Here is a 10,771-nt window from a genome sequence, read left to right on the forward strand (position 1 = left end):
CCTAATGCGGGCTGTGCCCGCAACCCAGAAGTGACTAAAATGTCTAAAGTGATCTAAAGTGCCTAAAGTTAAGGAATTCTGGCAATTAAATGAAAAACTCTGAGGACTATGCCCTAGCGCGGTCTAACCACCGCACCCAAGACACAAAGATTCTTTTGTCCAAAGGCTATTACCGAATAACGGACTACCGCCCGGCAGGGCTTGGTCTGTTCTGATCCTGAATCTTTCTTCCAGGATCAGAACAACCCCATCAAGACTTCTTTGCGCCCGCCCCGTAGCTCCGGTAGATGGTACTGGGGTCCCTCGCGCCTTGGCGGTTCACCAAAACTTCTCCGCAAATTGTCCCGCAGGGCGGGATTGCAAACAAAGATTCTAACGCGGATAACCGCATCCAATCCCGCCAAGGCGGGACTCGCGAAAAGATGTAAAAACTTACTTGTTTTTTGAGGCAGAACGCATGGAAATAAGTCACTAAATCTCAGGATATTACCCGGCGAGGAATTCCAGGATCGCGCGATCCCGCATCCCATTCTGATCAAACACAATGGAATAATGATTGGTTCCCGGTATGTCCACATATCGGGCATGGGGGATCTCCCGAACCATCCTCTCGACCACGTCCTGCGGCAGCAGAAGGTCGTCTTCAGCCACCATCCCCTCCGTGGCGCGAAGGACCAGCACCGGACAGGAAATCTTTTGATAAAACTGAGATACATCCACTTTCCCCAGGTTTTCACGTTCTTCCTGGATGTGTGCAGGATCGATCCTGGATCGAACCCCGCCCTCCACTTCTTCAATCTCATATTGGTAATAGGTTTCCAGGGCCGGGGTCCACGATTTAAAAAACGGGGCGCTTTTCATGAGGTCCAGGTAGGCCCCGAAAGAAGGGAAGACCCGGCCGAGACGGTCCAGGGAGGGCTTGATCCCCACAAAGACTTTTGCCATCTGAATATCCGACAGCTTTCCGCCCCCGTCCACCAGGATGATGCGATCCACCCGCTCCGGATGCTCCGCCCCAAAAACCACGGAGATAAACGCGCCCAGCGAGTGCCCCATGATAACCGCCTTTTCAAGCTGCAGATCATCCAAGAGCGCGAGTATGTCTTGACAGTGATGCGCAATGGAGTACCCGGTGTTCGGACTCTCCGAAAGTCCCCTCCCCCGCAGGTCCATGGCCACCACACGGTGGGCAGGACTCAGGCTGGATGCCATCACGTCCCAGCAGCGACAGTTGGCCGTAATGCCGTGAATGCAGAGTATGGGTTTCCCGTTGCCGTCCCATTGGGCCGTTTGGATTTTCACCCCGTGGCCCGCAGAGGTTGCCATTATCGGTTCAGTCATCGATTTTCCTCCTGACGCGGCATAGCCGCAAGCAAACATGTTTCACGCAACGTCACAAAAGATTCTGCTTTTTCCGCCTCTGAAATTATTTTGTCCCAAATTATTTTGCCACAGGTCATCTTGTATCCGCTCAATATTCCGGGAGTCTCTAAATGATCAACGCCCCTTCCGTGCCATGGCCCTCCGCCGGCGGATCATCTCCCGTGCGGTCCCCACAAAACCTCTTGGAAAGAAAAAGACCACGAGGATGAACAGGATTCCGAAATAGAGGATCCATCGTTCAGCCAGCCGGTGAAGGATCACCATATTGGGAAAGATCGCCTCGGCTGCGTTTTGCAGGTCCGGGAGCCAGGTCTCCGTGATCTTGATAAATGCCGCACCGATAATGGATCCATACAGGGTTCCCAGCCCGCCGATGATGACCATCAGGAGGATATTGAGCATGATCGGCGTACTCAGGGTGGATCCGGGATTGACATATCCCAGCCACATGGCAAAAAGGATCCCTCCCAGAGAGGCCATTCCGGATCCGAACACGATGGAAAAGACCTGATAGCGAAAGGTCTTGTAGCCCAGGGCCGTGGCCCGGGGCTCGTTATCCCGAATGGCCTTAAGGACCCTCCCCACCGGGGATCGGATAAACCGGACCATCATGAGAAAAAGAATCACAGAGACCAGAAGGATGAAGTAGTAGATCATGAACCTGCCGTTGAGCTCAATCCCCCCAAGGGTGGGACCGGACCAGCCCACGTCGAAAATCCCGGGCAGTTTGAAGGAAACCCCGTCCTCGGCCCTGGTGAGGTCATACCACTGGACCGCAAGGATATCGGTAAATTCCGCCAGTGCCAGGGTCATCATGGCAAAGAAGATGGCCTTTACCCTGAGGGAAAAAAAGGCGATGACAAGGGCCAGGACGATACTCAGGGCCAGGGCCACGCCCGCAGCCACAAGGAGATGATACCAGCAGGGCTCGGCCGAGTGGTAGATCACCAGGGCCAGGGAGTAGGCCCCGATACCGAAGAACATGGAATGCCCGAGGGAAAGGAGGCCGGTATAACCGAGGATCAGGTCATAGGATGCCACAACAATGGTAAAGATCATGATCTTGGCCACCACATCCATGACCCTGAAGGAAGGGAGGATCAGCGGGATCGCGGCCAGTACGGCCAGGGCCACGATCTGGATGAGAACCGCCGGTCTGGAATACCGGGTTTGCTCATCCTGGAATCTCTCTTGTTGCACCGGAGTGAAATCGGTCACTGTCTCCCCCTTATCTATCATGAAAAAACCACCTTCAACCACGGTTCAGACCCATAAGGGCCTGTTTATCTTATGGGAGAGGCTTTTCAGCCTCTACCCCGATCGTGGCAGGATGCCACCTCTATATGCGCGTTTATTTCCGCCCCAGAAGCCCGTTGGGCCGGATGAGGAGGATCACCGCCATAATCATGATGTTCACGCCGAGGGCGAGTTTCGGCACCAGGAAGGCCACATAGTTGAAGGCCAGGCCCACCATTATGGCCCCCAGGAAACTCCCCGCCACAGATCCCATGCCGCCGATGATGACCACGATCAGGGCGAAGATCAGGGTCTCGTCCCCCATTCCGGGATACAACTGCTCCTTGAAGATGGCAAACATCACCCCGCCCATGGCGGCCAGGGCCGCGCCAGCGGCGAATACCCCGGTGAAGATGCGCTGGATATTGTACCCCATGACCTGGACGATCTCCCGGTTTTCCACCCCGGCCCGGACAGTGATGCCCAGCTTGGTCCTTTGAAGCACAATCTGGATGACCAGAAAGACGGTTGCGCCCACCACGATGGCCACCCCCCGGAACTTGTTCACCACGATATCGAAGAGGTCCCAGGAATCCTGAAAGGCCGCGGGCACCAGGATGACCTCATCATTGGGTCCCCAGAAGACCTTGATAATTTCGGTCATGACCAGGGCCGCGCCCATGGTAATGAGAATCTGCTTGAGATGATTGCCGTAGGTCCTTCGAATAATGACCTTCTCCAGGATGATCCCCAGCACACCGCCCACCACCAGGGCCGTCAGCAGGACCAGGACCAGACTCCCCATGCTCTGGCCCAGGGAGGCCATCTCCACCCAGCCCCAGGTATTGAGATAGTTCAGGAGAGAGAATCCGGCATAGGCCCCCCACACAAAAAAGGCGCCATGGGCCAGGTTGAGCACGTCCATCAGGCCGAAGATAAGGGTCAGGCCCGAGGCCGTCAGGAAAAGGAGCGCCCCCATGGTCAGCCCTGCGATGGTCAAGGTCATATAGGTGATGACATCGATCCACAAAAGAGGGATAAACCAGATCCCCACGGTAAAGATCCAGGCCCCCCACTTTCCGGCATCAAAACCTCCCCTGCCGTCTGAAATCGCCAGCCCGGTGTCCGTTGCCATTGTCTCCCCCCTCAACCGATTCCCAGGTATTTTTGCTTCAATTGATGATCGTTCACCAGGTCCTCCATGAGGCCCTGGTGGGCAACACGTCCGTCGTCTAAGATGAAATAATCCTGTCCCACCACGCTGGCCAGATAAAAGTTCTGTTCCACCAGGACCACCGTGGTCGTATCCTTGATCCGGTTGAGCGCGTTTCCAAGATGCTCCACCACCACCGGCGCCAGACCCTTTGAGGGCTCATCGATCAACACGATGCGATGATCCAGCACAAGGGCCAGGGAAATGGCGAGCATCTGTTTCTGGCCCCCGGAAAGGACCCCGGCCTTGGAGTGGAGAAACCGCTTGAGGTCCGGAAACAGTTGAAAAATCGATTCCATCCGTTGCCGGCCCGCTTCACTCTCCTTGAACATGGCCAGCCTAAGGTTTTCCTCCACGGTCAGGGTGTAGAGCACGGCCCGGTCCTCGGGCACAAATCCGATGCCGAGCCGGGCAATATCAAAGGGTTTGAGGCCTTGTATGGCCTGTCCATCCAGCACGATGCTCCCGGATCTGGCGGGATACAGCCCCATGACGGTCCGCAGGGTGGTGGACTTGCCGGCGCCGTTTCGTCCCACCAGCACCGTGGCCCTCCCCGGTTTTACGTCAAGGGATACCCCTTGGAGAATATGGTGCTGCCCGATGTAGGTGTGGACATCCTTCAGAGATAAGATCGGTTCAGCCATGGGTGAGCCCTCCGCCCAGATAGGCTTCCTGGACCTCCTGGTTTTGGGCGACAGCGTCCGGAGGGCCGTCGCATATGAGAGCACCGTCTTTGAGGACGGCGATGGTGTCGGAAACGGTCATGATCATGTCGAACTTGTGCTCCACCAGCAGAATGGTCCGGTTCCCGCCCGCCTTGATCTCCTGGATGATCTCCAGAATGGCCGGGACCTCCTCCAGACTCATGCCTGCGGTCGGCTCATCCAGGAGCAGCACCTCCGGGTTGAGGGCCAGAAGGATGGCGATTTCCAGTTTGCGCTGCTCCCCATGGGTAAGACTTTCGGCCGCATCGGCCCACCGGTCCCCCAGAAGGACCTGCTTCAACAGCTCGTAAGCCCGGTCTTCCAGATCGCTGTAGGACCGGTAGTGGCGCCAGAATACAAGCCCCAGATCGGCCTTGGACTGAAGGGCCAGGCGCACGTTTTCCAGCACGTTCAGGGAGTGGAAGATGTTGGTCAGCTGAAAGGACCGTCCCATCCCCAGGACAGTCCGGTCTGCCGGCCCGAGACGGGTAATGTCCTTCCCTTTAAACAGGATCTTTCCGGAGGTGGGTTTGTACTGGCCGCTGATGAGATTGAACAGCGTGGTCTTTCCCGCCCCGTTGGGTCCGATGAGGGACTTGAGGCAGAACGGCGCCACCTTGAGGTTGACCCTGTCCACGGCAACATTGCCACCAAAACGGATGGTCAGGTCCCTGGTTTCGATAATCGGTGAATGGTCCATTCCGTTCCCCCGTGTCTGGATGCTGGGTTCTGGATACTTGATACTGGTTTCTCGTTACTGGTTAGTGGATACCGCTTCTTGGTTTCTATCCTGCTTTCAGCTTTGAGCCTTGAGCTTTCACCCTGTTACTCGTTACTCGGTGCTCGTTACTGGTCGGAGCGAAGCGGAGATCCCGCGTTACGCGGGATTGCTGGCAGGGGGCTCACCCTCTGACCCTCTCAACTTCTCACCTTCTTCTTCCGACCTCTGGTTGCTTGCCGCCGGTTACGCGTTCCTGCCTACTGCCTACTGCCTGCTCCCACCCAAGGCCTCCCTCGGTCTGGGAGGCGCCGGGTGGGGCTTGCCGGGTTATTTCTTGTTCCGGATGGGAATATCCATATCCTTCCAGGTCAACTCTTCCACCAGCTCGGGGATGGCCCACTTGACATCGGGATCCACCTTGATCTTAAAGGCGTACATGGACTGGAGGGCCTGGTGATCCTCGGGCCGAAAGACCATTTCGCCCTTGGGGGTCTGGAAGTGCATCCCTTCCATGGCGGTAATCAATTTTTCCGTGTCCGTGCCTCCGGCCTTCTCGAGTCCCGAGACCACGGCCACGGCCGCTGCAAATCCGCCGCAGGTAAAGAAGTCGGGCGGGGCATTGAAGCGTTTCATGTGTTCCTTCACAAACCAGTCATTTATCTCGTTTTTTGGAATCTCATAATAGTAGTAGATGGCCCCTTTCATCCCTTCCAGGGGTTTGTACAGGGCCAGGGCGGCCAGGATGTTTCCGCCGGTGCTGATCTTGATGCCGTATTTTTCATCCAGCTTCATCTGGGCGATCTTGAAGGGGTTCCCCTTGCCCGCCCAGATAATGAAGATATACTTGTCGCCTTCTTTATCTTTCATGGCCTGGATGATCCGCTGTACCGGCGCGGTGAAATCATTGGTGTTGATGGGCGCATATTCCTCATGCACCACCTTGGCTCCCTTGGCCTCAGCGGCCTCCTTGTAGGCCTTGACCCCGTCGCGGCCGAAGGCGTAGTCCTGGGCCAGGGTGGCGATGATCACTCCGGGTTTGGCGATGGCGACCGCATTGGAGATGGCGTCCTGGGAGGAGTTGCGGCCGGTGCGGAAGATATACCGGTTCCAGTCCTCGCCCGTGATGGAATCCGCCACCGCCGGTTCAACGATCAAGATCTTTTTGAATTCCTCGGCCACAGGGAGCATGGCCTTGGCTACCGCGGACGACACCCCTCCGACGGCCAGATCGACCTGGTCATCCTTAAAGGCCTCGGTAAGCATCTGTTTCCCCACCTCGGGTTTGCCTTGGGTGTCCTTTGTGATGACCTGGATGGGCCTGCCCAGGACCTTCATGGTCCCTTTGGTGGCATATTCAAGACCCATCTCAAAACCGGTGGTGGACTGTTTGGCGTACACCTCAAGGGGCCCGGTCACGCTCACGACCTGGGCGATCTTGATCGGGTCCGCTGCCATTGCACCTGTGCTCAAACCGCCCAGCACCAAACAAACCGCCAACAGAACCCCTGCCGCTTTTCTCGCATCCATTGTTCCCCTCCTTTGCTTTAAGAAATGAAGTTGATGTTGCCCTCCGGAATTGCCCTTTGGTCTGTCTGAAGCACAGGCTTTGGGATCCCCGGATTACCCAAGCGTATCCCTGAGCTGGGTCTTCAGGACCTTGCCCGCGGCATTGCGGGGAAGGACTTCCGTAAAGACCACGCCTTTGGGAATCTTGTACTTTGCAAGCCTTCCCTTGAGGTGAAAGATGATGTCCTCCTGCTTCAGTTGCTTGCCCTCCTTGAGGACCACCACCGCCTTTCCAACCTCTCCCCAGCGTTCATCCCTGATACCGATAACTGCCGCCTCGGCCACCTCCGGAAGCTCGTAAACGGCATTCTCCACCTCGGCGGGATAGACATTTTCGCCGCCGGAAATGAACATATCCTTTTTCCTCTCAACAATGGTCAGATCGCCTTCCGGGTCCATCCGGGCCAGATCGCCCGTGTGGAACCATCCGCCGGAAAATACCTCTTTTGTGGCCTCGGGTTTATTCCAGTACCCCTGCATGAGGTTGGGACCCCGGATCACCAGTTCGCCCACGTGGTCTTGCGGTACGTTCATCATCTGATCGTCCACCACCCGCGCCTCCACGTGCTTCAGGGCCTTTCCGATGGAACCGGCCTTTTGGATGGCCAGGTCCCTGCTCAGCGTGGCGATGGAGGGCGCCGCTTCGCTCATGCCGAAGCCCTGCTGCAGGATAATTCCGGCTTCCTGATATCGGTAAATCAGGCTGACAGGCAAGGGGGCGCCCCCGCTCATGACCACACGGACCCTTTCAAAGACCTCGGCCTTGAATTCCGGATGTTGAATCAGGGAAAGAAATGTGGAAGGCACCCCGAAAAAGAGGGTGATCCTTTCTTTCCGGAGGAGCTTAAGGGTTTGGGCCGGCTCGAAGGTGCGTTGAATCACCACTGTGCCGCCCTGGTAAAGCATGGGGAGGGTAAACAGGCCGATGCCGCCGATATGAAACATGGGCAGAATCGCCAGATTGCGGTCTTCGGAGGTGAAATCCATGGCCAGGGTGAGATTAACGGCGTTCCAGAAACTGGCCCCCTGGCTGAGGACGGCGCCTTTGGGCCGGCCCGTTGTGCCCGCGGTGTACATGATAATGTGGGGGGTATCCAGGTCCGGAGCCGGATCCAACCGGAGTTCTTCTTCGCTTCGATCCTGCAGAAGCGATTCATACGACTCCGCCGCAGGCATGTCCGATGGCATATCGGGGTGCATGTCCTGAACATCCAGGAGAATCCAGCGCCTGATGGGCGACGTCTCTTTCACCCCCTGGGCAAGGGTCGCCAGTTCAGGATGAAAGAAAAGCATATGGGCAACGCTGTCGTTAAGGATATATGACAGTTCCGCCGGGGTAAGCCGCCAGTTGAGGGGTACCAGGATCGCGCCCAGTTTTGCGGCGGCCATAATGACCTCCACGAATTCCGAGCAGTTGTAGGCCAGGATGCTGATCCGGTCGCCGCTTTGTACCCCCAGGGCCTGAAGCCCGTGGGCAAGGCGGTTGACCCGTTGGTTCAATTGACAATAGGTAAGATGTTTCTCTCCATCCACCACGGCCTCCTCGGCCGGGGTGAGCAGTTGCCTCTTGGTTAACCAGGATCCGATGCCGGAACCGGCGCCGACTGCCATGTCCACTTTTCCGTCCAGTTTCACCATGGGGCCATTCCAGTCTGAAATATGAATCAACTGTCAATTTTTATAGGCTTCTTCTCTATGTGTCAACAGAAAAATCGACCCCTGCCCGGGATCCCTTGAGCCCGAAGAGGACAAAGCGCGTGAGATCTCCAAACAGCCGGCGGTCCATATCGGCCTCCGGGTCCGGACTCCAGATGATCTTCTTAAGGCCCACGAAATGGATAAGGCCCATCAGGGACCGGGCCGCGAAGGGGGCCGGAATATCACGGATGTCGCCCCGTCGGATCCCCTCTTTCAATCCCTCCACATACCCTTTTGCCAGGGTCTGGTAGTACCACAGGGCCACGCCGCGGCTGATCATTTCGCACTCCGGCACGACGCGATAGATCTGCCGGTGTTGACGGATAAATCGGAAAAAGACCCGCATGCCCACCCGTTCGGCATCCCTTCTGTCCCCTACCCCGGCCACAAACCGTTGGATCTCACGCCGCATTTCATGGTTGATGTATCGGACGAATTCCTCAAGGAGATCGCTCTTGCTGCTGAAGTGGATATAGAAGGTTCCCTGGGCCACGCCCGCCTCACGGGTGATTTCAGAGATACTGGCCCGATTGATCCCATGGCGCCCGATCACCTTTTCTGCGGCATTCAGGATGAACTGTCGCGTCTTTTCCCCTTTGGTCAAAGGAGCGTGATCATCCGTATGCAGGGGGACAGGCGCCGGGAGCGAGAAGATATCCTGTTCTTTCGGAATATTCCATTGTTTGGAACCGCTGATGCCGTTGATGACGAGATCGGTAATCCCATCTACCAGCGCGTCCTGGTCAGGAGATTCCCCGGTGCCCCAGTCCAGGGAGTGGAAATAGCAGACGCCGGTCAGTCCGTAGGCGAGGAGATCGGGGTCCAGGGGGTGAATATTGCCTGATTGGGCCTCCCGGTGAAAAAAATCGCGATAATATTGCGTGATGGCATCGTAGTAGGCGATGGTCACCCCGTCAATCAACTCAGATTCCCCGAGAATGCGATGAAACGCGAAGTTGTCCCGGGTGTGGTCCAGAAGGAGCCGGACGACCCTTCGAAGGCGCTCTTCAAACTTAAGATCCGTAGGCGGGGAGGCCTCGATCCGTTTTCTGAAACGAGAGACAATCTCGTCGTTCAACGCCAGAAACACCTGTTCCTTGTTCTTGAAATAGTTGTAAAAAGTGCCCATGGAGAACCCGCAGCGCCGCGTGATCTCCGATATGGAAGAGCCGTAATACCCCGTGGATTTGAAGACCTCGTGGGCCGCGTCCAGGATGGCGGCCCGGGTGGCCCTGCCCTTGCGCTTCAGGGGTCTTTCGGAATTTGATTTGCTGACAGTCTCCAGCATGGGATCCTCATGGGTGAATCATCTGTCACTTTTTATAAAGGTGTTTCGCCAAACCTGCAACAACAATCTTCTTCAACCCCTGTTTCAACTTCCCAGGGAAACGATTGACTCCTGACATTTATTTCTTTACTGGACCACCTCAATTGACTATTTTATATAAAGAAGGGGGGGTGATCCTATGAAGACAATGGCCATAAGTGAATTCAAAGCGCATGCACTACAGGTGCTGAACGAGGTTGCGAAATCCCAAGAAGCCATCGTAATAACGAAAACGGGCAAGCCGCTCGTTCAAGTGGTCCCTCATCGGAAACCCGAGATGAAGCCGTCACCAGGCAAGCTTGCGGATGCCTTTGTTTTTGAAAAGGATATCATAACGCCGCTGGGTGAAGGAGTGTGGGAAGCATGCCAATGAAATATCTGCTCGATACCCATACCTGTACTTCCAAAACCCTTTCATGACGACCCGGCAGATCAGATAATTGTGGCAACGGCGCGAGAAGAGAATGCCACGATTCTTACAAAGGATAAAAGAATCTTAAATTATGGACATATTCAAAGTGTCTGGTGAATTCGAATAGGCTTGGCAGGGCAATGAGGGATTTATTCCTCCCCGCTCCTGACAGGCGCCGGATAATGAAAAATCCTCTTTTTCTCTAGCAGTCTGTCGGACTTACTATGCGCCATTGGCCCGTGTACGGCCGAGTCATTAGCTGCCGACCGAAAAAGCGGCCTAAAAAAATGACCTCGGTGAATTTTTTTCTTGCTTTTCCCTTTACGTTTCGATAGACTTTAACAATAAAGTCAACATGTTAAATCAACTGTCGTCGAAATTCGTAAGGGGTCTAAATTACTATGGAGCCACGGTTTAAAGATTGTGATCGAGATACCCTTTTTCTCATGCCGCCATCCGTGGATGACTGGGTGCCTGAAAATCACCTCGCCCGGTTCGTCGTAGACATCGT

At 55.7% G+C, this 10,771-nt stretch carries 9 protein-coding genes; 1 reads left to right on the forward strand and 8 read right to left on the reverse strand.

Annotation, left to right across the window (positions count from 1 at the left end; translation table 11 throughout):
- Positions 1 to 486: 486 nt before the first annotated feature.
- The 8 genes from K9N21_23130 to K9N21_23165 all read right to left on the reverse strand — a co-directional run bounded on the left by K9N21_23130 (position 487) and on the right by K9N21_23165 (position 9,809).
- Positions 487 to 1,341, reverse strand: a complete 855-nt coding sequence (locus K9N21_23130) for an alpha/beta hydrolase (protein MCF8146810.1) — start codon at positions 1,339 to 1,341, stop codon at positions 487 to 489.
- A 156-nt stretch (positions 1,342 to 1,497) separates the two neighbouring features.
- On the reverse strand, positions 1,498 to 2,622 hold the full coding sequence (locus K9N21_23135) for a branched-chain amino acid ABC transporter permease (GenBank protein ID MCF8146811.1): 1,125 nt from the start codon (positions 2,620 to 2,622) through the stop codon (positions 1,498 to 1,500).
- Between the two features lie 112 nt (positions 2,623 to 2,734).
- Positions 2,735 to 3,754 carry a branched-chain amino acid ABC transporter permease gene (locus tag K9N21_23140; GenBank protein MCF8146812.1) on the reverse strand — a complete coding sequence of 340 codons (1,020 nt, stop codon included), beginning with the start codon at positions 3,752 to 3,754 and terminating at the stop codon, positions 2,735 to 2,737.
- An 11-nt stretch (positions 3,755 to 3,765) separates the two neighbouring features.
- A complete protein-coding gene (locus K9N21_23145; protein ID MCF8146813.1) occupies positions 3,766 to 4,476 on the reverse strand; it encodes an ABC transporter ATP-binding protein in 711 nt (236 codons plus the stop codon).
- Complete coding sequence (locus tag K9N21_23150) at positions 4,469 to 5,236, reverse strand: ABC transporter ATP-binding protein (protein MCF8146814.1); 768 nt, start codon at positions 5,234 to 5,236, stop codon at positions 4,469 to 4,471. Before K9N21_23150 ends, K9N21_23145 begins: the two co-directional genes overlap by 8 nt.
- Positions 5,237 to 5,584: 348 nt before the next feature.
- Positions 5,585 to 6,784 (reverse strand): substrate-binding domain-containing protein, encoded by a 1,200-nt coding sequence (locus tag K9N21_23155; protein MCF8146815.1) that lies wholly within the window; start codon positions 6,782 to 6,784, stop codon positions 5,585 to 5,587.
- A 93-nt stretch (positions 6,785 to 6,877) separates the two neighbouring features.
- Positions 6,878 to 8,461 (reverse strand): o-succinylbenzoate--CoA ligase, encoded by a 1,584-nt coding sequence (menE, locus tag K9N21_23160; GenBank protein MCF8146816.1) that lies wholly within the window; start codon positions 8,459 to 8,461, stop codon positions 6,878 to 6,880.
- A 55-nt stretch (positions 8,462 to 8,516) separates the two neighbouring features.
- Positions 8,517 to 9,809, reverse strand: a complete 1,293-nt coding sequence (locus K9N21_23165; GenBank protein MCF8146817.1) for a TetR/AcrR family transcriptional regulator — start codon at positions 9,807 to 9,809, stop codon at positions 8,517 to 8,519.
- A gap of 178 nt (positions 9,810 to 9,987) precedes the next feature.
- Between K9N21_23165 and K9N21_23170 the strand changes: the two genes are divergently transcribed.
- Positions 9,988 to 10,221: a type II toxin-antitoxin system Phd/YefM family antitoxin gene (locus K9N21_23170; protein MCF8146818.1), complete on the forward strand. Its 234-nt coding sequence runs from the start codon at positions 9,988 to 9,990 to the stop codon at positions 10,219 to 10,221.
- The last annotated feature ends 550 nt before the right edge of the window (positions 10,222 to 10,771 follow it).

The organism is Deltaproteobacteria bacterium, from assembly GCA_021737785.1.
In the GTDB taxonomy this organism is placed as follows: domain Bacteria; phylum Desulfobacterota; class DSM-4660; order Desulfatiglandales; family Desulfatiglandaceae; genus AUK324.

What these genes read in the sequence shown, in the direction of transcription:
- K9N21_23130 (MCF8146810.1), bottom strand. Translation starts at nt 1,341, where the DNA reads ATGACTGAACCGATAATGGCAACCTCTGCGGGCCACGGGGTGAAAATC.
- K9N21_23145 (MCF8146813.1), bottom strand. Translation starts at nt 4,476, where the DNA reads ATGGCTGAACCGATCTTATCTCTGAAGGATGTCCACACCTACATCGGG.
- K9N21_23155 (MCF8146815.1), bottom strand. Translation starts at nt 6,784, where the DNA reads ATGGATGCGAGAAAAGCGGCAGGGGTTCTGTTGGCGGTTTGTTTGGTG.
- K9N21_23165 (MCF8146817.1), bottom strand. Translation starts at nt 9,809, where the DNA reads ATGCTGGAGACTGTCAGCAAATCAAATTCCGAAAGACCCCTGAAGCGC.
- K9N21_23170 (MCF8146818.1), top strand. Translation starts at nt 9,988, where the DNA reads ATGAAGACAATGGCCATAAGTGAATTCAAAGCGCATGCACTACAGGTG.
- menE (MCF8146816.1), bottom strand. Translation starts at nt 8,461, where the DNA reads ATGGTGAAACTGGACGGAAAAGTGGACATGGCAGTCGGCGCCGGTTCC.
- K9N21_23135 (MCF8146811.1), bottom strand. Translation starts at nt 2,622, where the DNA reads ATGATAGATAAGGGGGAGACAGTGACCGATTTCACTCCGGTGCAACAA.
- K9N21_23150 (MCF8146814.1), bottom strand. Translation starts at nt 5,236, where the DNA reads ATGGACCATTCACCGATTATCGAAACCAGGGACCTGACCATCCGTTTT.
- K9N21_23140 (MCF8146812.1), bottom strand. Translation starts at nt 3,754, where the DNA reads ATGGCAACGGACACCGGGCTGGCGATTTCAGACGGCAGGGGAGGTTTT.